Annotated in this window: 23 protein-coding genes; 5 read left to right on the top strand and 18 right to left on the bottom strand. The window is 68.1% G+C overall.

Features of this window, described 5'->3' with window-relative positions:
* Positions 1-26: 26 nt before the first annotated feature.
* The 8 genes from panB to HCX50_RS08190 form a co-directional block, all read right to left on the bottom strand.
* Positions 27-896 (bottom strand): 3-methyl-2-oxobutanoate hydroxymethyltransferase, encoded by an 870-nt coding sequence (gene panB, locus HCX50_RS08225; protein ID WP_167633736.1) that lies wholly within the window; start codon positions 894-896, stop codon positions 27-29.
* Positions 893-1285 (bottom strand): aspartate 1-decarboxylase, encoded by a 393-nt coding sequence (gene panD, locus HCX50_RS08220; RefSeq protein WP_167633734.1) that lies wholly within the window; start codon positions 1283-1285, stop codon positions 893-895. The genes panB and panD overlap by 4 nt, the downstream gene beginning before the upstream one ends.
* Positions 1285-2178, bottom strand: coding sequence for a pantoate--beta-alanine ligase (gene panC, locus HCX50_RS08215; protein WP_167633732.1), 894 nt, complete (start codon positions 2176-2178; stop codon positions 1285-1287). Before panC ends, panD begins: the two co-directional genes overlap by 1 nt.
* Complete coding sequence (locus HCX50_RS08210) at positions 2175-3050, bottom strand: Rossmann-like and DUF2520 domain-containing protein (RefSeq protein WP_167633730.1); 876 nt, start codon at positions 3048-3050, stop codon at positions 2175-2177. Before HCX50_RS08210 ends, panC begins: the two co-directional genes overlap by 4 nt.
* A gap of 222 nt (positions 3051-3272) precedes the next feature.
* Positions 3273-4691, bottom strand: a complete 1419-nt coding sequence (locus HCX50_RS08205; protein WP_167633728.1) for an MFS transporter — start codon at positions 4689-4691, stop codon at positions 3273-3275.
* Between the two features lie 112 nt (positions 4692-4803).
* On the bottom strand, positions 4804-5370 hold the full coding sequence (locus tag HCX50_RS08200; protein ID WP_167633726.1) for a TetR/AcrR family transcriptional regulator: 567 nt from the start codon (positions 5368-5370) through the stop codon (positions 4804-4806).
* 78 nt (positions 5371-5448) lie between these two features.
* Complete coding sequence (locus tag HCX50_RS08195) at positions 5449-5847, bottom strand: hypothetical protein (protein WP_167633724.1); 399 nt, start codon at positions 5845-5847, stop codon at positions 5449-5451.
* Between the two features lie 137 nt (positions 5848-5984).
* On the bottom strand, positions 5985-6287 hold the full coding sequence (locus HCX50_RS08190) for an ArsR/SmtB family transcription factor (RefSeq protein ID WP_167633722.1): 303 nt from the start codon (positions 6285-6287) through the stop codon (positions 5985-5987).
* 82 nt (positions 6288-6369) lie between these two features.
* Here HCX50_RS08190 and HCX50_RS08185 point away from each other — a divergent pair, with 82 nt between their 5' ends.
* A complete protein-coding gene (locus HCX50_RS08185) occupies positions 6370-7614 on the top strand; it encodes an MFS transporter (RefSeq protein ID WP_167633720.1) in 1245 nt (414 codons plus the stop codon).
* Between the two features lie 55 nt (positions 7615-7669).
* On the opposite strand, the gene HCX50_RS08180 is transcribed toward HCX50_RS08185, so the two are convergent.
* Positions 7670-8185 (bottom strand): hypothetical protein, encoded by a 516-nt coding sequence (locus tag HCX50_RS08180; protein WP_205828937.1) that lies wholly within the window; start codon positions 8183-8185, stop codon positions 7670-7672.
* 236 nt (positions 8186-8421) lie between these two features.
* Here HCX50_RS08180 and HCX50_RS08175 point away from each other — a divergent pair, with 236 nt between their 5' ends.
* Complete coding sequence (locus HCX50_RS08175) at positions 8422-9345, top strand: G5 domain-containing protein (RefSeq protein WP_167633718.1); 924 nt, start codon at positions 8422-8424, stop codon at positions 9343-9345.
* Between the two features lie 111 nt (positions 9346-9456).
* On the opposite strand, the gene HCX50_RS08170 is transcribed toward HCX50_RS08175, so the two are convergent.
* A complete protein-coding gene (locus tag HCX50_RS08170) occupies positions 9457-9903 on the bottom strand; it encodes a hypothetical protein (protein ID WP_167633716.1) in 447 nt (148 codons plus the stop codon).
* Between the two features lie 133 nt (positions 9904-10036).
* Between HCX50_RS08170 and HCX50_RS08165 the strand changes: the two genes are divergently transcribed.
* Positions 10037-11539, top strand: coding sequence for a SulP family inorganic anion transporter (locus HCX50_RS08165; RefSeq protein ID WP_167633714.1), 1503 nt, complete (start codon positions 10037-10039; stop codon positions 11537-11539).
* A gap of 56 nt (positions 11540-11595) precedes the next feature.
* Here the strand turns inward: HCX50_RS08165 and HCX50_RS08160 are convergent, their stop codons facing one another.
* From HCX50_RS08160 to HCX50_RS08135, 6 genes are read right to left on the bottom strand one after another with little or no spacing between them, the layout of a single operon-like run.
* The gene (locus tag HCX50_RS08160) at positions 11596-12666 is read right to left on the bottom strand and encodes an ADP-ribosylglycohydrolase family protein (protein WP_167633712.1); all 1071 of its coding nucleotides are present in this window, start codon (positions 12664-12666) and stop codon (positions 11596-11598) included.
* Positions 12659-13657, bottom strand: a complete 999-nt coding sequence (locus tag HCX50_RS08155) for a carbohydrate kinase family protein (protein ID WP_167633710.1) — start codon at positions 13655-13657, stop codon at positions 12659-12661. Before HCX50_RS08155 ends, HCX50_RS08160 begins: the two co-directional genes overlap by 8 nt.
* Entirely contained in the window at positions 13654-14622 is a 969-nt protein-coding gene (locus HCX50_RS08150; RefSeq protein WP_167633708.1) for an ABC transporter permease, read from the bottom strand. Before HCX50_RS08150 ends, HCX50_RS08155 begins: the two co-directional genes overlap by 4 nt.
* Positions 14619-15584 (bottom strand): ABC transporter permease, encoded by a 966-nt coding sequence (locus tag HCX50_RS08145; RefSeq protein WP_105723017.1) that lies wholly within the window; start codon positions 15582-15584, stop codon positions 14619-14621. Before HCX50_RS08145 ends, HCX50_RS08150 begins: the two co-directional genes overlap by 4 nt.
* Positions 15577-17112 carry a sugar ABC transporter ATP-binding protein gene (locus tag HCX50_RS08140; RefSeq protein WP_167633706.1) on the bottom strand — a complete coding sequence of 512 codons (1536 nt, stop codon included), beginning with the start codon at positions 17110-17112 and terminating at the stop codon, positions 15577-15579. The genes HCX50_RS08145 and HCX50_RS08140 overlap by 8 nt, the downstream gene beginning before the upstream one ends.
* A complete protein-coding gene (locus tag HCX50_RS08135) occupies positions 17096-18139 on the bottom strand; it encodes an autoinducer 2 ABC transporter substrate-binding protein (RefSeq protein WP_167633704.1) in 1044 nt (347 codons plus the stop codon). Before HCX50_RS08135 ends, HCX50_RS08140 begins: the two co-directional genes overlap by 17 nt.
* Positions 18140-18302: 163 nt before the next feature.
* Here HCX50_RS08135 and HCX50_RS08130 point away from each other — a divergent pair, with 163 nt between their 5' ends.
* On the top strand, positions 18303-19007 hold the full coding sequence (locus tag HCX50_RS08130; RefSeq protein WP_167633702.1) for a UTRA domain-containing protein: 705 nt from the start codon (positions 18303-18305) through the stop codon (positions 19005-19007).
* 102 nt (positions 19008-19109) lie between these two features.
* Here HCX50_RS08130 and HCX50_RS08125 read toward each other — a convergent pair whose 3' ends face one another.
* A complete protein-coding gene (locus HCX50_RS08125; RefSeq protein WP_167633872.1) occupies positions 19110-20195 on the bottom strand; it encodes a type I restriction endonuclease in 1086 nt (361 codons plus the stop codon).
* A gap of 96 nt (positions 20196-20291) precedes the next feature.
* Here HCX50_RS08125 and HCX50_RS08120 point away from each other — a divergent pair, with 96 nt between their 5' ends.
* Positions 20292-21374, top strand: a complete 1083-nt coding sequence (locus HCX50_RS08120) for a hypothetical protein (protein WP_337749340.1) — start codon at positions 20292-20294, stop codon at positions 21372-21374.
* Here the strand turns inward: HCX50_RS08120 and HCX50_RS08115 are convergent.
* On the bottom strand, positions 21364-21774 hold the full coding sequence (locus tag HCX50_RS08115; protein ID WP_337749339.1) for a (deoxy)nucleoside triphosphate pyrophosphohydrolase: 411 nt from the start codon (positions 21772-21774) through the stop codon (positions 21364-21366). The genes HCX50_RS08120 and HCX50_RS08115 overlap by 11 nt on opposite strands.
* Positions 21775-21834 lie beyond the last annotated feature (60 nt).

Genomic DNA, 21834 nt, shown 5'->3' with positions numbered 1-21834 from the left:
TGCCGTGAGCGTCTCCGTTTCGGCCCTCAGCGCCCCGCGAGCAACTCCCCGAGCCGCGCCGCCTCACCCTCCGGCATCGCATACCCGTGCTCGACCGCGGGATACACACCACCGCGCACCTCCGCCGCATAGGCTCCCACGCCGGCCACCGCAGCCGTGCGCAACTCCGCGTACCGCTTGACGAACTTGGCCGTGCCGCCGTCATACAGCCCGAGCAGGTCGTGGAACACGAGCACCTGCCCGTCGGCATCCGCTCCGGCTCCGATGCCGATCACGGGAATGTCGAGCAGCGGAACCAGCGCGGCGGTGACCTCTGACGGCACCGCCTCGATCACGAGCATCGAGCACCCGGCGGCCTGCAGGGCGAGGGCGTCGTCGATCACGGCGAGCGCCGCTTCGGCGGTGCGGCCCTGGGCACGGTAGCCGCCGAGCGCCGTGGCCGTCTGCGGGGTGAGTCCGACGTGTCCGACCACGGGGATGCCGGACTGCACGAGCGCCCGCGCGCGGTCGACGGTCGTGCCGCCGCGCTCGATCTTCACCAGGTCGCAGCCGGCTTCCTTGACGAAGCGCTGTGCAGTCGCGATGGCGAGCTCGTCCGAGGCCTCGTACGACCCGAACGGCAGGTCGCCGACCAGCAGCGGCACCGTCAGCCCGCGGCGCACGGCCTTCGTCAGCATCAGCATCTCGTCGATCGTGACGGGCACGGTGCTGTCGTAGCCGAGCACGGTCATCGCGGCGGAATCTCCCACGAGCACGATGTCGACACCGGCAGCCTCGACGATCTGCGCGCTGGGGTGATCGTAGGCGGTGACCATGACGATCGGCTCGCCGGCTTCCTTCTTCGCGGCGAGAGAAGCGAGCGTGACGCGCTTACGCGGGGCGGCGTGGGCACTCATGCGCGGGCCTCCGTCAGCAGGCGGTCGACGGCGTCATCGACCTGGATGATCGCGTTGTCCCGGTCGACATGCACCACCACCGGCTCGTACCTCTCGAGGTCTTCGCGCGCATAGTCGGCATAGGAGATGACGATGATCGTGTCGCCGGTGTGCACGAGGCGGGCCGCAGCGCCGTTGACCTGGATGACGCCGGATCCGCGCACGCCGGTCAGCGTGTAGGTCTCGAAGCGGGCGCCGTTGTCGACGTCGACGACGTGCACCTGCTCGTGCGGGAGGATGTCGGCGGCCTCGAGCAGAATGGGGTCGATCGTGATCGAGCCGACGTAGTGCAGATCGCTGGCGGTGACGGTCGCGCGGTGGATCTTCGACTTCAGCATCGTGCGTCGCATCAGGCGTCGCCCTTCGGGTCGGTGGCCTGCAGGTCGGCATCCGTATCGCCGACGGTCAGCACATGGTTGTCGATCAGCCGGGCGGCGCCGACGCGTGCGGCGACCGCGAGCAGCGCGTCCCGCTCGACGCGGACGACCGGGTCCAACGTCTCGGCATCGCGGAGCTCCAGGTACTCCACAGCGATCCGGGCGTCTTCGAGCACGCGCCGTGCCGCCGACAGGATGCTCGCCCCCTCGCGCTCCCCCGCCGCGAAAACCTCGGCCGCCGCATCCAGCGCCCGGTTCAGCGCGGTCGCCTGCAGCCGCGCGGCATCGTCGAGATAGACGTTGCGCGAGCTCATGGCGAGCCCGTCGGCCTCTCGCACGATCGGGCACGCGACGATGCGCACGTCGAGGTCGAGATCGCGCACGACGCGGCGGACGACGAGCACCTGCTGCGCATCCTTCCGCCCGAAGTACGCGGAATCCGGCCGGACGATCCCGAACAGCTTCGTGACGACCGTGGCGACGCCGTCGAAGTGGTGCGCGCCGCGGCTCGCGCCGTCGAGCACGTCGGTGAGGCCGGCGACGTGGATGTTCGTCGCGAACCCGTCGGGGTAGATCTCGGATGCCGCGGGCGCGAAGAGGATGTCGACGCCCTCGGCCTCGGCGAGCTCCGCGTCGCGGGCTTCATCGCGCGGGTAGGAGCTGAGGTCTTCGTTCGCGCCGAACTGGGTCGGGTTGACGAAGAGCGAGACGACGACGAGATCGGATGCCGCACGCGCGGCCCGCATGAGAGAGAGGTGCCCGTCGTGGAAGGCGCCCATCGTCGGAACGAGGCCGACCGTGTGGTTCGCGAGCCGAGCCTCGCGGACGGCCGCGCGCACCTCGGGGATCGTGCGGAGGATTCTCATGCGGAAGGCTCCTTCGGGGCGGCGGCCACTTCGCCGGTCGCTTCGCCGTTCACTTGTGGGGAGACGGGGCGGATGTCGGGCGGATCGGCCGCGTTTCTCCCTGCATCCGTCCCTTCTCCCGACATCCGTACCGGGTCGTCGGCGCGGGAGGTGATCGCCCGGGTGGCGGCGGCGAGGGCGTCGAACAGTTCCTGAAGGTCGAGTTCCGCGGCGGCCGACCTCTGACGGGCGACCGTCTTCGCGTCGCCACGGGCGATCGGTCCGGTGAGGGCTTCCTGCGCGCCGGCATCCGCCCAGTTCTCGACCGACCGCCGGACGAGCGGGGCGAGGAGTTCGCGAGCCTCAGCCTCCGGGATGCCGGCGGCCGAAGCGAGCTGCTCGGCCGCATCGAGCACCGTCAGCACGAAGTTCGAGGCGAAGGAGGCCGCCGCGTGATAGCCCGCGCGGTGCTCGTCCTCGACCGTGAACGGGCGGGCACCGAGTGCGTGGGCCAGCTGCTCGGCCACGGCGCGGGCGTCGTCGGTGCGCCCGGCGACCGCGGCGCCGATGCCGTGGAACACATCGGGAGTCTCCGCACCCGTGAAGGTCTGCAGCGGGTGGAGGCTGAAGTCGACGTCGTCGAGCGGCGTGGCACCCGAGACGTGTCCGACGAGCCGCACATGCGGTCGCGCGACGAACGCGACGGCCGGGATGGCGGAGTCCGGGACGCAGAGCAGCGCGATGTCGACCGTCGGCATCGACTGATCGCGGCGGAGGGGGCCGAGGACGTCGAGTCCTGCCGTGCGCAGCGACCGCGCGAGCACGCGCCCGAGCCGACCGGCGCCGACGATGGCGATGGTCGGTCCTGGCGGGAGCGAAGAGGAGGTCTGCATGTCGATTCACCGGCCGAGTGTGGGCGGTCCGAATGCGAGAAGTATCCGCCCATCGCGGCATCCGCTCCAAATCTGGGAGCAGAACGACAATCCGTTGCCGTCAGTCATTTGTCATTAGCGTGATAATCAGCAGTCAGGAGATGGCATATCGCTCTCACTCCAAAACGGACGGGCCCGCGGAGCGCAGCACGACGCACTCCACGGGCCCGCACATCAGGGACCTCAGTCGCGACGCCAGACCGCGACGATCCCCGCGCCGACGACCGCCAGTCCCGCTGCCCCGAGGAAGAGCCAGGAGAATCCGCCGGTGAGCGCCTCCGCAGACGAGGCGCCCTCTGCCGACAGTGCCGCCGTGCGCAGACCGGCGACGGTGCCGAGCACCGCCAGTCCGATCGCGCCGCCGATCTGCTGGCTGGTGTTGACGAGTCCGCCGGCGAGTCCGGCCTCTGCACCTTCGACGCCGTCGACCGCGAGCTGGGTGGTCGCCACGACCGCGCCGCCGAGTCCGACCCCGATCAGGATGGTCGGGCCGAGCAGGTGCGTGAGGAACGCGGCATCCGCCGGGGATGCGGCGAGCCAGAGGAGCCCCGCGGCCAGGATGAGCAGCGCCCCGATCAGCACCGGCCGCGTGCCGACACGGGCGATCAGTGCGGGCACACCGCCGGCGACGATCACGAGCACACCGGCGAGGGGCAGCTGCGTGAGGCCCGCGGTGAGGGCGTCGTAGCCGAGCACGGCCTGCATGTAGACCGAGAGGGCGAAGAAGAGCGCGACCATGGTGGCGCCGCCGAGCAGCATGACGATGTTGCCGAGGGCGAGGTTGCTGTTGCTGAACACGCGGAGCGGGACGAGGGGCTCGGCAGCGCGGCGCTCGGTCGCCACGAAGGCGACGCCGAGGACCAGCGCGAGGGCGAGCAGGCCCAGCGGGAGCGGGTGCACGAAGCCGACCTGCTCGACTGCGCTGAGGGCGCCGACGAGCGCGACCAGTGCGGCGGTGACGGTCACGGCGCCGGCGGCATCCAGGCGCCCGGGGGTTCGCATGCCGTCACGGGTGATGAGCAGCGGAATCGCGATGAGCACGAGCGCGCCGACGGGCACGTTCACGAAGAACACCGACTGCCAGCCGAGGGTCGCCGTGAGCACCCCGCCGAGCAGTACCCCCGCGGCCGATCCGATGCCGGCGACGGCTCCCCACACACCCAGCGCCTTGGTGCGCTCGGCGTCGTTCGGGAACAGCTGGGTCAGCAGCGCGAGGGCGGCCGGAGCGAGGAGCGCAGCCGAGACGCCCTGCAGGGCGCGGGCGGCGAGGAGCATCTCGCTCGACACCGAGAGCCCGGCGAGGGCGGATGCCGCCACGAATCCAGCCGTTCCGATCAGGAACACCCGGCGGTGTCCGTAGCGGTCGGCGAGGCGTCCGCCGAGGAGGAGCAAGCCGCCGAACGCGAGCACGTAGGCGGTGATGACCCAGGCGAGGGCGGCGGTATCCATGCCGAGCTGCCGGCCGAGGACGGGGAGGGCGATGTTCACGATCGAGGCGTCGAGCACCACGAGGAACTGCGCGAGCGCGAGGACGCTGAGGGCGAGCCACCGGCGCGTACTGCGCGGTGCGGCGAGGGCCGGGAGGGAGGTGAGGGTGGTCATGACGTGCTCCTTTTCTGTGTTCTTGTCCGTGCTGCTTCGAGGCCGATTGGATGAGTGACTACTCACTCACTCTGACGGGCATGAAGAAGTGCCGACACCCCGGGAGGGTGGATCAGTCGGGGTGCGTGATCCCCGTGGTCAACAGGGCGACCCAGTCCCCCGGCCGTCCGTCGAGCTGCGTGGTGACGATCAGGTGGCACAGCTGCCCGTAGGCGATGAAGCGCTGCACGTCGTCGTCGCCCGCCCGCGAACGGGTCTTCGCGAACGTCGTGACGCGTTCGAGCCCTGCGCGCAGCGCCTCCCCGATCGCGGGGATCTCGGCGACCGACTGCGCGTGCACCTGCAGCATCAGCAGCTTCCGGTCGGAGATGAGGTGCGCGTAGGCGTCCCCCATCGCGTCGAGCACGCCTTCGGGCGAGGTGTCGGCGGCAGCATCCGCCCCTTCTTCGAGGGCGGAGACGATCGCGTCGAAGCAGGCCTCGAGGGCCACGACGAACAGTGCCTCCTTGCCGGAGTACAGCTTGAAGACGTAGGCCGGGGAGATCTTGGCCTCGCGCGCCACGTCGGCGACGGTCGTGCCGTGATAGCCGCTGCGCGCGAACGCCGCCAGCGCCGCCGCGGCCACGACAGGCCGGCGGGCATCGGCCGTGGAGAGGATGGAACTGCGGGTGGCGGGCATATGAGTGACTGTACACTCACTCTTCCGATAGTCGCAAGGGGGATGCCATCAGATCGATGCCGAGGCCGGGCAGGCCAGTCAGGCCGATGCCGGGACCGGTCGAGTCCTGATCGCAGAGTTCAGGGAGAAGGCCGACAGCGTCAGCGCCACGACAGCACCGACGAGGGCGAGTGGCGGGTTCGACAGGGTGAAGACGCCGACGGATGTGGTGACGCCCTGAATGAAGAACAGCGCGGCGAGGAGGATTCCGCTTCCTCGCGTGCTCGTCATCTTCCACCAGGGTCGAGGAGCGTCGGATTCTCCTGCGCCGCGGAAGGTTCGAGCTGCCACGACGACAGCTGCCACGAGGGCCAGGACTCCCCACGCGAACCCGAGGTCAAGGTTGACGGCCGCGAGCGGAACGGTCGTGAGCGTGAGCCCGATGGCGACGGCGACGACATAACCGAGCTTGGCGGCCGGTTCCTTGATACGCATCATGCCCCTCCTGGTCTGCTCATCCCCGGACACCAACGTACTAACGCTCTACCTTGCGCTGCCAGAGATGGACCGAAGTCGGCGCCGAGGTCGGAGGAAGAGCTGATCACGTCCGGCACTGAGGCGACGGATCTCGTCTCTCAGCGCAGCACCGAGTCCAACAGCCCGGGGAAGAGCGCGTCGAGGTCGTCGCGGCGCAGCGTCAGCATCCGTCGCCGGCCGTTGGGCTCGTTGCGGATGATGCCGGCTTCGCGCAGCACCTTCATGAAGTGCGACTTGGTCGACTTCGGGAGGTTCGGGTCGGTGGAGTGGCAGGCGGCCATGTCGAGGGGGCCGTCGGCGAGCTGGCGCGTGATGGCGAGGCGCTCGGGGTCGCTGAGCGCGAAGAGCACGTCGGTGAGTTGGATCTCGGAGCGCTCCGGGTGCGGAAGATCGCCAGGCATGGTTCGAGAATAGTTGAACAATCGACAGATGGCGAGTACGCTCCGATAGTTCGATGATTCTCGAACCATAAGAGGAGTCGCCATGACCAGCACCGAGCCGATCGTCCGCCCGTCGGCGCCCCTTCGACGGGCCCACGGACTCGGCGGGAGCACCGTCGTTCCTCGCGCACGGTTCGGGTTCGTGCTCGCGATCGTGGCGCAGATCCTGATGATGGTCGGGGCGAGTGCGCCGTCGCCGTTCTACCCGGTGCTCGCACAGAGCATCGGGTTCGAGGCGATCGTGATCAGCGCCGTGTTCGCGGTCTATGCGGTGGCGCTGCTGCTCACGCTCCTCACCGCCGGTTCGCTCTCGGACCACGTCGGCCGTCGTCCGGTCGCGATCGCGGGGTTCCTACTGCTGGCGGGGAGCATGTTCCTGTTCTGGCACGCGGATGCCGTCGCGATGCTGTTCCTCGCGCGCATCCTGCAGGGGGTCGCGAGCGGTCTGCTGATCTCGGCGCTGTCGGCGACGGTGCTCGACTTCGCGCCGGTTGGGCGCGCGGGGGTCGCCGCGCTGTGGAACGCGCTGAGCCCGGGGATCGGACTCGCGCTCGGTGCCCTCGTGTCGGCCGTGGTGCTCGACGTCAGCGGCGAGGCGCTGCTCGATGTGTTCGCACCCTTGAGCTCGGCGTACATCCTGCTCGCGGCGCTGTTCTTCCTGGTGCCCGAGACGGCTCCGCGCAAGCCGGGGGTGTGGGCGTCGCTGAGCTTCCGGCTGTCGATCCCGCCCGCGATCCGGGCGGACTTCTGGCGTGGGGCTCCGGCCGTGATCGCCGGATGGGCGACGGGCGGACTGTTCCTGTCGCTGGGCGCGAACATCGTGCGGGGCGAGCTCGGCGGCGAGGCGCACGTCTGGCAGGGGCTCGGAGTCGTGCTGCTCGCCGGGGTCGGCGCCGTCACGGCGTTCGTACTGCGGAAGATCGCCGCGCGGTCGATGGTGCTGTTCGGCACGTCGGCGCTCGCGGTCGGGACTCTGCTGTCACTGATCGCGCTGGGCGTCGGGTCGCTGCCGTTCTACCTCGTCGCGGCCGCCGTCACCGGAATGGGCTTCGGCACCGCGTTCTCGGGAGTGGTGGCGTCGCTCGCCCCGCGGATCCCGGCGACGCAGCGCGCCGACACCTTCGCCGTGATCTACCTGCTGGCTTACCTGGCGTTCGGGGTGCCGGCGGTGATCGCCGGAGCGCTGGTCGGGGTGGTCGGGCTCGAGGCCGTGTGCGTCGGGTACGGGATCGTGGTGATCGCGCTGGCGGGGGTCGCGTTCGGGCTGCGGGTGCGGGCCGGGCGGTAGGGGCGAGCCGATCAACCCGGGTTGATCGGCTCCCGCTACCCCTGTGGTTCGTCCGTCAGGGCCCCGTTATCGGGTCGGTCGAGACGTCGATGACCCCGAGCGGGAACGGACTGAAGTAAGACCACGAGCCGGAGGAGAAGTGCTCGAGCGGGGTCAGCTGGAACCACACGTGCGACACGACGAGGGCGATGGCGACGAGCAGGCCGGCTCCTTGGATCGCACGCTCCAGGGTCCGCAGGGCCGCGCGCTCGTCGGATGCCTTGGCGACGCGGCCGATCGCGAGCAGGACGATCAGCGCGATGCCTGCGTAGACGAACACGCTGGGGCGGATCGTCAGCGTGACGCAGAGCGGAGCCTGGTCGACCGACCGGCCGTCGGCGTCAATGAAGCCGCCGTTGGCGTCGATGCCGCCCGGGCAGAGGCCCTTGCTGCCGGTCATGAAGGTGGCGTACACGAGTCCCGCGACGATCGTCCAGATGAGCGTTCGACGGATGCCCGCGATCACCGCGGCGAAGGGGAGCCCGGTGACGGCGGTGTCGGCCTGCGGCGCCGGGGGCGGTGTGAGTGACACGGAGGGCTCCTTCGAGGTCGGTCCTCTTCATCATGTCGGAGGAGGCCGCGGGAAGGAAGGGCGGAGGAGCCCCGCATCCGCAGCATTCATGTCGCCGAAACGCCTCCGGCGCCTGTACTACAGGAGCTTTGAGCGACGCTTCTGATACATCCATGAAGAGACGCAAACTCGGTGCGCGCAGCCTCCGGAATATCGGTAGGGTTCGGCGAGAGAGCCCGAAGAGAAAGACGGCGACGATGCCCGAAACACCTCAAGGTTGGTACCCCGACCCGCATCAACCTGCGCAGCAGCGTTGGTGGGACGGAGTGCAGTGGACGACCCACACCGCCCCTCTGGGGCAGGCGCCCGCAGCGGCCGTCGCGGCGACTCCGACAGAAGCGAAGTCGTCGCGGATGAAGGTCATCATCATCGTCGGCGCCGTGATCCTGGCGGTGACGTTGCTCACTCGCAGCTTCGGTGTGATCGTGATGTTCGCGGGGCTGTTCTTGTTCTTCATCGCGATCTATGCGCTCGTTCGGGGCTCGGCCAAAGTGTTTCGCGTACGCTCCCGCGGTGCCGCCTGGGCCGCACTCGGGATCGCCTTCGTGCTCATGTTCATTGGTACGGGAGCGAATGCCGCGCTAGGCGGACCGGGATCGAACACCACCGGCTCGGAGCAAGCGTCGACCGAGGCCAAGCCCTTCGTCTCAACTCCGACAGAGAAGCCGACGCCCTCTCCGAAGCCGACGACATACGAGGAAGTCGACGTGACGACGGTCGTTCCCTTCGAGCGGACCACGGTCGACGACCCACAGTTGGACGTCGGCAAGACAGCTGTCACGACCGGTGCCGACGGAACCAAAGTCACCACGTACCGAGTGACCTACGTCGACGGAGTGGAGGTCGCGCGCGAGTCGGTCAGCGAAGCAGTCACCGTCGCTCCGGTGAACGAGGTCACCTCGAACGGCACGCGGCCGCCCGCTCCCGCACCGGTGCCCCTCGTCCAACCGGCCAACGACTGCCACTCGAGCTACGCCGGCGTGTGCGTTCCGATCGCGTCAGACGTGGACTGCGAGGGTGGCAGCGGCAATGGTCCGGCGTGCGCTCGCGGTCCGCTGCAGGTTGTCGGACCGGATGTGTACGACCTCGACCGCGACGGGGACGGGATCGCCTGCGACTGACGCGGATGGGGCAGCCCACCGCGACGACTGGCTCCGGCGACTGGTGACGCTGCCCTGAGCAGCCCCCACCCCCCGCGGCATGCGGGTGCGGTCAGGGGCGCTGAGCGGCCGTCAGGTGAAGGTGAGGGTGAGGGTCGGCACGGACGACGCACGGGGCGTCAGCGAAGCGACGAGCACCTCGGTCGCGGGCGGCGTGCGCGTGAAGTAGCCGAGGAACGGGGTGGTCAGCGATCCCTGCGCGGGGATGGTCGCCGTGCACACGACGGTGGTCGACGTGAGCGAGACCGCCCAGGAGCCGAACCCGTATCCGTAGAGTTCCACCGAGCCTTGCGACCTGGGGGCGACGAAGACGACGTCGATGGGGTCGTCGCTGGAGTTCGTCGCGGTGAAGTAGGTCTCCGCCTGTCGGGTCGTGGCCATCTGGGCCGTCCATGTCCACGTCAGGGCCTGCGTGCTCGCTGCGGCCAGCGGGGTCGCGGCGGCGACGGCGATGACCGGCGCGGCCCATACGGCCGCTCGCAGCACGGTGCGTCGATCCGGTGCGTTCGTCTCTTCCACGGTTCTCCCCTTGCCGCGTCGCCGAGCCCCGCGCCCGATCGACTCTGAGACTAGTGGAGGTGACGCGCCGCTCCATGACGGCTCTACGCTGGAACGTCTGCCTCATCTCGAGGCGCCTTCCCCTGGAGCATCCATGTCTGCAACGACGATCGACGATCGTGCCCGGTACCGGGCGAACCCCTCGGTCCTTCAGGCGCTGAAGAATCCGCGGATGCTGACCCGCGAGGTGCTGGCCGGGCTTGTCGTGGGGCTCGCGCTGATCCCCGAGGCGATCGCGTTCTCGGTGATCGCGGGCGTCGACCCGAAGGTGGGGCTGTTCTCGTCGTTCATCATGGCGGTGTCGATCGCGTTCCTCGGCGGGCGTCCGGCGATGGTCACCGCGGCGACCGGGGCCGTGGCTCTCGTGATCGCACCCGTCGCGCCGACTTATGGGCTCGACTACTTCATCGCGACAGTCATCCTCGCCGGCATCTTCCAGGTGATCCTCGGGGTGATCGGCGTCGCGAAGCTGATGCGGTTCATCCCCCGCAGCGTCATGGTCGGGTTCGTGAACGCGCTGGCGATCTTCGTGTTCAGCTCGCAGTTCCCGCAGCTGATCGACGTGCCGTGGCTGGTGTATCCGCTGGTCGCGCTCGGGATAGTCGTGATGATCCTGATGCCGAAGATCACCAAGATCGTGCCGGCGCCGCTCGTGTCGGTCGTCATCGTGACGGGTGTCGTGCTCGCGTTCGGCATCACCGTGCCCACCGTCGGCGATCAGGGCGAGCTGCCGAAGAGCCTGCCAGAGCTGTTCATCCCGAACGTTCCGCTGACGTGGGAGACGTTCACGATCATCGCGCCGTTCGCGCTCGGGGTCGCGCTGGTCGGGCTGATGGAGTCGCTGCTCACCGCGAAGCTCGTCGACGAGATCACCGACACCCACTCGCGCAAGAGTCGTGAGGCGTGGGGGCAGGGCGTCTCGAACGTGCTGTCGGGGATCTTCGGCGGCATGGGTGGCTGCGCCGTGATCGGTCAGACCATGATCAACGTGAAGGCCTCGGGCGCGCGGACCCGCATCTCGACGTTCTGCGCCGGCATCTTCCTGTTCCTGCTGGTGGTCGTGTTCGGCGACTTCGTCGGGACGATCCCGATGGCAGCCCTCGTGGCCGTGATGATCATGGTGGCGATCGGAGCATTCGACTGGCACAGCGTGCGTCCATCGACGTTGAAGCGGATGCCGAAGAGCGAGACCTTCGTGATGGTGGCGACAGTCGTTCTTGTCTTGCTGACGCACAACCTTGCCGTCGGAGTCGTCGGCGGGGTGCTGGTCGCGTCGGTGCTGTTCGTGCGGCGGGTGGCGCACTTCGTGTCAGTCACGCGCGTTCTCGGTAAGGCGGGAGACGTGGTGACGTACGTCGTGGAAGGGGAGCTGTTCTTCGCGTCGAGCAATGACCTGACGACGTTGTTCTCGTACTCAGACGATCCATCTCGGGTCGTGATTGATCTTTCGGGGTCGCATGTGTGGGATGCGTCGACCGTTGCCGCGTTGGATGCGATCGAGACGAAGTATCAGGCGTTGGGGAAGACGGTGGAGATCGTCGGGATGAATGAGAGCAGTTCGCGGATGCGCGGGCGGTTGACGGGTGGGTTCGAGTAGGCCGACAAAGAAGGGGCCGGACCGCAGCGGCCCGACCCCTCTCTGTCCGCTGCAGGTCAGCGAACGGTCTCGTACAGTCGCTTGGCGACGTCGGCGATGTCGATCGGGTTGGCCTCCAGCACCTGCGCGTACTTGTCGCGCGGCACTGCGGCGAAGCCCGAGAACGCGCCGGCGATCGATCCGGCCATGCACGCGACCGTGTCGGTGTCGTCGCCCGCGTTCGCGGCGGCCTGCACCGTGAGCCATGGGTCGCCCGCAGCGGCGACGAAGAAGCCGAGTGCGGCGGGAACCGCTTCGGCGGCCGGCAGACCCGTGCCGATCTCGGCGGCGATGCGCGTGACGAGTCGGTCCTGGTCGCGCTCGGTGATCGCGATCTCAGCGGCGCGCTTGGCCCGCTCGTAGACGCTGGGGGCCGGGACCTCCCGGCCGAGCTCGCGGCCGAGGCGCTCGCCTTCCAAGGCGGCCCAGAGGAAGGCATCCACGACATCGGTCACGGTCGCGTCGTCGACGAGCGCCGCGGAGACCGCACCCGCGACGGCCGCGGCTCCGGCGACACCGACTGAGGTGAAGTGACTGGGGCGGGCCGTGATCAGCGCCGCCTGCACCGCTCCGTTCACGTCGCCCGGGTGGGCGAGTCCGGCCGCACCGGCGCGCATCGCGGCACCGTTGCTCGCCCCGGTCGTGGCCTCGTCACCCGCAGCGCCGATCGTTTCGGGGTCGGCCCCTTCCTTGAGCGCGGCCACGGCACGACGGGTCGTGGGGCCGGCGAAGTGCGGGAAGTAGTCGGTGTTCGTCGACCACTCGAGGATCATGTCGGCGACGTCGCGCGAAGTGATCGCGGTGCCCGTTCGAATGAAGACCTCGGCGAGCATGAGCAGCTGGCTGCTGTCGTCCGTGATCTGCGCGGCGTGACGCCCCTTGGAGTAGGGCGAGTCGGCCAGCGGCTTGTGGAACTCGGTCACCGGTCCGCCGAAGAGCGCGCGGATCTGCGGGATGCTCCGCGTCTCGGTCGGCGCGCCGAGCGCATCACCGATCACCGCGGTCGCGAGCGATCCGAGGATCTTGTCCTCGAGGCGGGTGAACCGCGTCGGGTCGGTCTGCGGGGTCGTGGCGGTCGGTTCAGTCATGGATGTCTCCTCTTTCTTGTGAGTCGTGGGAATGCGGCCACCCGGGTAACCCGCCGGAGCGGGAGCCGAGGTGGCTGATGGCGCGGGCCGCGTGGGCGGCCGCGGCCGTGAGGGCGTGGTCGACGCCGCGGTCCGCGAGCAGTGCCGCGATCACCGTGCCGGCGAAGGCATCGCCCGCTCCGGTGGTGTCGACCACGCGGGGTACCTGCACGCTGGGCTGCGACCAGATCGTGATCGAGCCGTCGCCGCCGGATGCCCCGAGCAGGGATCCTCCGGCGCCGCGGGTGAGCACGACCACGCGGTGCGCCGTGTCGTGTAACAGAGCACGGAGCGCGGCTTCGTCATCGGTGGTGCCCGTCAGCGTCTGGGCGGCGCCGGTGTTCACGATGGCCAGGTCGGCCAGCGCGATGAGTGCTCTGGCCCGGTCGGCATCCTCGGCGACGAAACTGCCTTCGACGTCGACGCTGGTCCCCGCTCCGGCCGCTCGCGCGCGCTGGATCAGGTCGTCCGAGCCGGGCACGTCGGCGAGCACGTGCAGCCAGCGGGTCGCGGCCAGCACGTCCGCCCCGACGCGTGAAGCGTCCGGCAGCGAAGCGGGCGTGCGACCGCCGAGGAGGCTCTTCTCCCCGTCGGCGGCGACCGCGACGGCGCACCACCAGGTGAGTTCGTCGGCCATCACCTCGACGTGGTCGGTCGCGATCCCCGCGCTGGCGAGGGCGCGGATGCACCCGATGCCGAACGGGTCGTCGCCGACCCTCGAGAACAGCGAGACGCGCAGCAGAGGTTCGGCCAGCCCCGCGGCGACCGCGAAGTTCGCGCCCATGCCGCCGGGGTGGATGCCGAGGCTCCGGCCGATGGACTTCGCGTCGCGACCGGGGAGGGTGTCGACGTCGACCATGAGGTCGATGCCGGTATCTCCGACCACGAGCAGGTCGATCGCCCGCTCGCCCCGCGCCGGGGTCGAGGGGATGAGGGTGCTGAGCTCGCTCATGTGCGCTGCCTCCGTACTCGCAGGGTGTCGATCAGGACGCTGACGATGAGGACGGCGCCGAGGAGCCCGATCTGCCAGGTGTTGCTCACACCCGCCAATTGCAGACCCGAGTTCAGGATCACGACCAGCACGAGGCCCAGCAGTGTTCCCGACACCCGGCCGATGCCGCCGGTGATGACGATGCCGCCGAGGACCGCGATGGTGATCGACTGCAGCTCCATCCCCGCGCCCGCCGCCGCTTTCGCGTTCAGCAGCCACGAGGCGTTGACGACGGCCGCGAGACCGGCGAGCGCACCGGAGGTGATGTAGAGCCCGGCGCGGGTGGCGCGCACGTTCACTCCGGTGAGGAGAGCTGCCTGCGCGTTGTTGCCGGTCTCGTAGATCCGGCGTCCGGTGGGCGTCCGCGACAGGATGATCGCGGCGATGACGTAGGCGGGCAGGAGCACCAGGATGACCTGCGTCGGGAAGCCGGCGATCTTGCTCTGGCCGAGGAACGCGAAGCCGGAGCGGTCGAAGCCGTTGATGTCGATGCCGTTCGTGAGCACCAGCGCCGCGGAGGCGAACAGGTACAGCGTGGCGATCGTCGCGATCAGCGGCGGGATGCGGAGCAGGGTGATGAGCGCCGCGTTGACGCCCCCCAAGAGGGCTCCGGCCGCGATCGCGCCGAGCGCTGCGACCCACGGGTCGAGTCCGACGTTGACTGCGAGGAGTCCGAAGACCACGCCCGACAGGCTCATTGTCGAGCCGACCGACAGGTCGATGCCACCGCCTCCACCGAGGATGACGATGCTCTGCCCGAGGGCGAGCAGGCCGAGCACGGCGCCGTACTGCGTCATGGAGAGCAGGTTGTCGGGGCGCAGGAAGTACGGCGACAGCAGGCTCATCACGACGACGGCGATGACGATGAGCAGCGCCAGCGAGACGCGGCGGTCACTCCACGGAACAGACCTCATCACGCGGTTCATGCGAGACCTCTCAGGAGGGGGCGGTTGGCCTTGCGGGCCGCGAGGACGTCGATGGCCACGGCGAGGATGATCGTGGTGCCGACCATGAGTCCGTTCCACAGCGGCGGGACGCCGGCGAGAACGATCCCGTTCTGCAGCACGACGATGAAGACGAGGCCGCCGAGCGTGCGGAGGACGGATCCTTCGCCGCCGAGGATCGAGGTGCCGCCGACGACGACCGCGGCGATCGCGAGGAGCGTCAGCTCGTTGCCGCTCGAGGCCTGCACCACGCCGACCCGGCCGACGTAGATCAGGCCCGCGAGTCCGACGAGCACACCGATCGTGAGGTAGCTGAGGAAGGTGAGGCGGTTGACCCGGATGCCGGCGAGGCGGGCGGCCTCGGGGTTCGAGCCGGTCGCATACAGCTCGCGGCCCGAGGGGCGCTTGTGCATGAACCAGGCGAGGAAGGCGTAGACGACGATCACCAGGCCGACGACCATGGGCACGCCCAGCACGCGTTCGCCAGAGAAGATCGGGGCGATCGGGCTGGCGAACAGGTCGTTGCTGTTCCAGAGCGCGAAGAGTGCGGTCTGGAAGATCGCGGCAGTGCCGAGCGTCGCGATGATGGGCGGCACCTTGCCGAACGTGACGAGGCTGCCGTTGATCGCGCCGAGCAGGGCGCCGACGACGAGGGCCGCGAAGACCACCACGAAGGCGGGGAGGCCTGCGCCGCTCAGCTTCGCGACGGTCCAGGCGACGATGCCGACCGCGAAGCCGGTGGAGACGTCGATGCCGCCCAGGATCACGACGAGCGTGACGCCGGCGGCGACCAAGGCGAGGTCGGCGGAGTTGTAGGCGATGTTCGCGAGGTTCTCCGGGGTGAAGAAGCGCGGCGACAGCAGCGAGAAGACGATGAACTCGACGACGAGGAGCACGGGGAGCAGCGCGAGCTGCACGCGCCGGAGGGTGCGGGAGTCAGCCACCTGCGCTCACCCCCGCTCCGACGGCGGCGCGCAGCACGGCATCCTCTGTCGCCTGCTCGCGGGTGAACGAGGCGGTCATGTGCCCCTCTCTCAGGACGTGGACGTGGTCGGACAGAGCGATCAGCTCGGGCAGCTCACTGCTGATCACGAGCACGGCGACTCCGGTCGCGGCGAGCTCGCGGATGTCGCGGTGGATCTCCGCCTTGGTGGCGACGTCGATGCCGCGGGTCGGCTCGTCGAGGATCAGCAGCCGCGGCTCGGTGGCGACGGCGCGGGCGAGGAGCGTCTTCTGCTGGTTTCCGCCCGAGAGGGTGAGGATGCCGGCGCGGCTGGTCGCGGTCTTGATCGAGAACTTCGTGATCCAGGACGAGACGAACCCCTGCTCCTTGGCGACGCGGATGACGCCGGTCGTGGTGATCTTCTCGTGCGTGGACGCCGTGAGGTTCTCGGTGACGTTCATGAACGGGAAGACGCCCTGAGTCTTGCGGTCTTCCGGGACGTAGGCGACGCCGTGGTTCAGCGCGTCGCGGGTGCTCCGCGGGGTGAACGGGCGTCCGCCGAGGGTCATCGCGCCGGAGGTGACGCCGGTCGCGCCGAAGATCGTGAGGGCGACCTCGCTGCGGCCGGCGCCGACGAGTCCGTACAGACCCGTGATGCGTCCGGGGAACACCTCGAACGAGATGTCGGCGAACTGCCCGTCGACGGTCAGACCGTCCACGGTCAGCGTGGGCGCGGTGCCCTCGGGAAGGGGCGGGCGCTCTTCGGCGGCGAGCGGGGCCAGGGCCGCACCCGAGCGTCCGCCCATCATCTTCAGGAGCGGCTCCTGTGCGGGGTCGTCGGTCTCGCCGACGTACCGGCCGTCGCGGAGCACGATGAACCGGTCGCCCAGGCGCTCGAGTTCGTCGAAGCGGTGGGTGATCGAGACGACCGAGGTGCCTGCGGCGATCAGCGTGTCGACGATGTCGAACAGGCGCTCCGACTCGGCTCGGGTGAGGATCGAGGTCGGCTCGTCGAGGATGAGGATGCGCGCGTCGACCCGCACAGCGCGGGCGATGAGCACCTGCTGCTGCTCGCCGAGCGACAGCTCCCCCATCTTGCGGTCGAGGAGCTTCTCCGGCAGGTGGAGTCGCCGGAGCAGCGCGGTGGCCTCGCGGCGCATCGCCCTGGCGTCGACGGAGCCGAGTCGGGTGCGGGGCAGGTTGCCCATGAACAGGTTCTCGATCACCGAGAGGTGGGCGAAGAAGGCCGGCTCCTGGTACACCGTCGAGACGCCGAGGGCGAGGGCGGCGTGCGGGTCGGCGGGGGCGTAGGTCTCGCCGTCGAGGGTCATGGTGCCCTCGTCGGGGCTGTAGACCCCGGCGAGGAGCTTCATGAGCGTGGACTTGCCGGCACCGTTCTCACCCATGATCGCGAGGCGTTCGGCGCGGCGCACCTCGAGGGAGACGTCTTCCAGCGCGACGACCGCGCCGAACCTCTTCGAGAGGCCGCTGACCGCGAGGAGCGGGGTGGGGTCAGAAGTCGAAGTCATCGACATTCTCCTTGGTGAACACGGTCGGCTGGCCGAGCAGCAGGGTCTGGGTGGCTTCGTCGTAGCGGACGGGCTCATCGAGTCCCGGCACGTCGTTCTCGGCGGCGAAGTCCTTGCCCTCGATGACCTGCGTGAGCGCCCAGACGGTGAGGTAGCCGAGGTCTTCGACGTTCCACAGCACGCTGGACTTCATGACGCCCGAGGCGATGAAGGGGGCGACGGTCTTGGGACTGCCGAATCCGGTCACGGCCACGTCGCCGGCCTTGCCCGCGTTCTGCACGGCCTGGGCGACACCCGGAACCGCAGTCGAAGGGACGGCGATGATGCCGGCGAGGTCGGGGTAGGCGGTCAGCAGGTCCTGGGCCTCGCGCAGGGCTTCGGCGCTGTCGGCGGTGTGGCGGATGCCGCCCACGAGCTCCATGTCGGGGTACTCGGATTCCTGGCGATCGACGGCCGCCTGCGACCAGGAGTTGAAGGTCGCGACATCCGCTGCGCCGGAGACGATCGCATACTGGCCCTTGCTGCCGGCCTGCTCGGCGATCTGGTCCATGGCGGTCTGGCCGAGTTCCTCGTCGCTCGCCTGCGAGACGAAGACGCTGCGCTTGCTGTTCGGGGCGTCCGCATCCGAGGTGATCACGGCGAGGCCGGCGGAGGATGCCGCGGCGATCGATCCGTCCATCGAGGTGGGGTCGAGCGGCGAGATCGCGATGCCGTCGTAGCCCTGGGCGACGAGTCCGTCGACGATGCGCTTCTGCTCGGCGGAGTCGGCCTTGGCGGGCCCGGACTGCGTGTACGAGACGCCGAACTCCTCGGCGGCCTTCTCGGCGCCGGTCTTGAAGCCGGAGAAGTAGGGGATGCCCTCGACCTGCGAGACGAAGGCGATGCGGGTGTCGCCGTCGCCGCTGCCGGAGGTCGCGCCGGGCGACGTGGACGAATCGGGGGCCGTGCAGGCGGCGAGGAGGCCGAGAGCGGCGAGCAGAGCGGCGGCCGTCGCTGCGGTGCGGCGGAAGTGGGTGCGTCGTTGCATGATCTCTTCTCTTCGTTGATCGAGGGGTGGCTCGCCTGGCTTGTATGGTGACGTCGGGTGCGAGCGTGAAAGCGACGATACCAAGTTGTGGGTACAACTTCAATAGGTGTAGGTACATTTGAAAATATGTGTAGGTACATCTTCGGTGTGGCACAGTGACAGGGTGACGAAGCCGGCCTACCAGCAGATCGCCGACCAACTGCGACAGGAGATCGCGGACGGCCGGTGGAAGTCCGGTGAACGCCTCCCCGGCGAGCTGGAGCTGGGCGAGCTCTTCGGTGTTAGCCGCAACACGGTTCGCCAGGCCCTCAACGTGCTCACGCAGGTGAACCTGCTGCGTCGTCAGCGCGGGTCAGGCACCTACGTCAGCGAGCAGGGCATGACGCACACACTCGGCGACCTGCGCAGCTTCACTGACGTGATGCGCGACCTCGGCCTGCGGCCCGGCATCCGCGACATCGTGATCGAGCCCGACCCCTCGCCGCCTCTCAACGCCACCGACTTCCTGCCCGGAGCACACCTCTGGCGCATCTCCCGCGTGCGCATGAACGACGACCGCCCGTTCTGCCTCATGGTGTCGTGGGTGCCCGACGAGATCGGTGCGCGACTCAAGGCCTCGGAGCTGGAGCGGACCCAGTCGCTGTATGCGCTGTTCGCGGAGCTCGGGATCTATTTGAAAGAGGCGAGCGAGAAGATCCGCGCCGAGGCCGCGACGTCGGAGCAGGCATCTGCGCTGGGAGTCGCGGAGGGGTTCCCGCTGTTGACGATCAACCGGTGGACGAGCGATACGTCTGGACGGCCGGTGGAGTACGTGTCGAGCTCATCGCCGGGTGACCGGTATGAGTACTTTGTGAAGCTGACGCAGTAGTAGGGCCTCAGGTACTCGTCCTCAAAAGACAGCGGAGCACAAGAGAAATCCCTTGCGCTCCGCGTCAACCGGCAAAGCGGGGCTGCTGCCCGTTTGCATGCGTTAGTCCTTATACCTGCGAACCGCCTCGCGAATCCCGTCGGCGTGCGCGTAGATCTCGTCAAGCTCTTCGATCGCGTGCCGCGTCTCGACCTTGTCCTCGTCCAACAGCCCCAAGTACTTCTGCTTGCCGTTGAAGTGAAGACGCGCTACAGGCTTCCGATTGTTGTCATCGAGCAGCACAGCGAAGTAGCTCTTTGCATCACGGTGCGTGACGCGCTGCGGCTTAACCTCGCCACAGGCGATCGCCTTCACGATCTGGTAACCCTCGAGCTCTTCAAGAGTGGTCTCAATCTCGGTGTCGCGATCGAGGTCTGCTTCCGCGACCTCTGCGCTCGTGGCCGGCGACGGGTCCGATGCGTGCGTGATTCCGCTCACGCCGAGAGCAGTCTTCAGGCGATCATTCACGCGCTCGTTCAGGAACTGGTGCGCAGCCTTGCCGACCAGCCCCGTGAACTGCTGCCGCACTTTCTGCGTGTACGAACCGTCGTAGACACGCGTCGCGAAGAACTTGATCCACTCGTCAGTCGGCTCGCGGAACTGGCTCGCGATCTCTCGCTTGAGGGCGCCGATGTACTTGAGTTCCTCGGCCGCGCTGATGATCGAGTCGAGGTCGAAACTCTCCTTGCTCAGTTTCTGAATCTCGGGGATCAGGGTCTCGTCGATGTCGAGCAAGTCAAGGACGAGGAACGGCTTCGCATCCATCCGGTTCGGAGCATCGAGGTCTGTGTAGAAGTGCCAGACGACGCCGTTAGTCAGAACGGCGATGCGCGCGTTGGTTACGGCGAAGTAGCGGAAGAGCTGAGAAGCGTGCTCGATCTTGAGCGAACCCATCGACGGCTTGCACTCGATGAGGATCTGAACCTCGCTGTCGCGCATGATGGCGTAGTCAATCTTCTCGCCCTTCTTGGTCCCCACGTCGGCCGTGAACTCAGGGACGACCTCCAGCGGGTCGAAGACGTCGTAACCAAGAATCGTCGAGATGAACGGCATGACGAACGCATTCTTCGTCGCCTCCTCGGTCCCGATCGCCGTCGCCTGGTTCTTCACCTTCGTTGCGAGGGAATCGAGACGCTCTGAAAACTCCACCGTTACTCCGTTCGTCCTTGAACACGCTTTGATCCAGACGATAGCGGACATGGGAGCGGAGCATGGGTGGTGCAGCATATCGATATGCTGCGTCGCGTGAGCACTACGACGCCGGCCCGACTCTCGCTCGAACTGAACGTCAACCAGAAGCGCATCCGCGGCTTCCTCCGGGAGCAGTACGGCAGGCTGCCCGAAGGCGTTGACCGATGGGAGCTCGAGGATAGTCAGGCCGACGCCGTGCGGACTCGGTTCGCCCGGCAGCTCCGACCCACCGATCCGGCGCTCTGGACTCTCGAGATCGGCGACACCGTGCTGCGACGAGAGATTCACGCCGCTTACGGAGGCCAGGAACAGGGGGGAATCATCACGCCCAGGTCGATTCCCGACATCCTCGTCATCACCAGTCCGGAAAGCGGAGCGAGGCACGGATATGACGCGTTTGAAGGACTGCAGGAAGATGGCTCTTTTCTCTACACGGGCGAAGGCCAGCGCGGCCCTCAGATATTCGCGCGTGGAAACACAGCGCTTCGAGACGCGGCCAAGAATGGGCGTCCTATCCGCCTGCTCACGAAACAAGGCACCTACGTCACCTATGTGGGGGAGTTCACGACAGGCGAGCCAGCGTTCAGCATCGAGACGATCCCGGACTCCGACGGGAATCTTCGAGAAGGAATCATCTTCAAACTCGTGCCAGTTGACGCCGATGTGGAAGCACTCGATGCGCCATCCGCGCCCCTCACGGAAAGCGCACAGGCCTCATCGTGGACACCTCCCGAGTCCTCGTCGTACATCGTCGGAGCACCACTCATCCCTGGTGAGCGCGTCGTCTCCCGAATCGAGTTGGAGTTGCAGAAGGACTTCGGGCAGTGGATTAAGTCCCGTGGTGAGACTCCTCAGCGCCTTCGCCTGGGCTCCGCAGGCGCCACGATCGAGCCGGATCTCTATGTCTCGGAGTCTGGCTGGATCGTCGAAGCGAAGAAGTCGCCCGCTCGTGAATATGTCCGCACCGCGATTGGGCAGGTCCTCGACTACTCGCTACTCGCTCGGAAATCCGGCAGGCCCGCGATTCCCGTCGTCTTGCTTCCCAGTCGACCGATCGCACATCTCGAGGCCTTGTTGTCCGAATTAGGAATCCTCCTGATCGTCCGCGACGACGAGGGGTTCTTGGTCATCGAGTAGGCGATCCGGCCGCAAGTTCCGTGACAGCTGGCAGGTCCGGGGCGGCCCAATCGAGATCCGGCAGATCGCTACGACGAACCCAGCGCAATTCATCATGATCGAGGCTCTGGGTCGGTGGCTCTCCGAGCAACCTGGCGCGAAGACAAATGAGGCGGATGGTGCTTTCGCCGACCACGGTGTCATCCGTTCGAAGCGGGGCGGTGACCTCGATTGAGGTGCTGAGCTCTTCGCGTATCTCTCGTACCAAAGCCTCGCTGTGCGTCTCACCCATTTCGAGTTTGCCCCCGGGGAACTCCCACTTTCCCCCTGCCGCCTTCTCAGGTCGACGGCGGCACGCAAGGATCATGCCTTCATGCTCGATGACGGCTGCAACGACCTCGATAACGCGGCTCTCGCTCACTATGCCTCCGAGAGCAAGCTAACAGGGAGTGTCCTCGGGGCCCCTACCCCGACCCTGCTA

The organism is Microbacterium sp. B19(2022) (assembly GCF_012030385.1).
In the GTDB taxonomy this organism is placed as follows: Bacteria; Actinomycetota; Actinomycetes; order Actinomycetales; family Microbacteriaceae; genus Microbacterium; species Microbacterium oxydans_B.
This window is presented reverse-complemented; position numbering and strand designations above follow the sequence as displayed.